Raw genomic sequence first — 668 nt, 5'->3', positions numbered from 1 at the left:
GAAAATATTGCCAAAGTGGAAGAAGGCATTCTGAATCAGAAAAAAAACCAGCTTTCTAGTTGGGTAGTCAGTGACGCCAAAAATCTCTATGAAGCCCCTCGCTATCTGATGCGTTATCTGGATTCCCGAGAAATTGATGGTGACGATGGTAGCTCTTACCTAAGCCTGACACTGCCTTGGGATTATCTAAAAGGGCAAGAGGGCATGACCCAGTTTATGGCCTGGTTAGAGTTTCTGTGTGAACAACTCGAACCGGACAGTGGGGACTGCGGTTATTGTCTGGTCCTGCCCAGAGATTACCATGACTACTTTCCCTTAGAGTACCAGCTAGCGCAACGTTACCCTTCATTGCAGGTTAATTCTGCGGTTCATACAGCCAAATTACAGTATGGACACTCCATCCGTGGCATTAACTGGATCACCCTGCTGTCCAAACGATTTGTAAACCGACTGGGTGGAGAATTCTGGATACGTCAGGTGCTGCGCCCCTACCGGGATGTGGTGATTACTTCTTACCGTGATGGTCTGATTATCCGGGCCGGTCAATACCCGGATTTAACGCCACTACCGGACAGTGTCCCGGAGAGTTATTTTGCCATTAACCAACTGATACGTCCGATACGGGTGATACCTCGTGAAGGCCATTCATTGCACTTCTATGGTGAAGG

1 protein-coding gene is annotated in these 668 nt (G+C 48.2%); it reads left to right on the top strand.

Translation table 11 applies throughout. The features are described 5' to 3' along the window. The coding region (locus tag SLS51_RS23110; RefSeq protein WP_323840822.1) for a DUF3396 domain-containing protein at positions 1-668 on the top strand (668 nt) is incomplete at both ends.

Origin of the sequence: Photorhabdus africana, assembly GCF_035181445.1 — a bacterium.
GTDB lineage: Bacteria > Pseudomonadota > Gammaproteobacteria > Enterobacterales > Enterobacteriaceae > Photorhabdus > Photorhabdus laumondii.
This window is presented reverse-complemented; position numbering and strand designations above follow the sequence as displayed.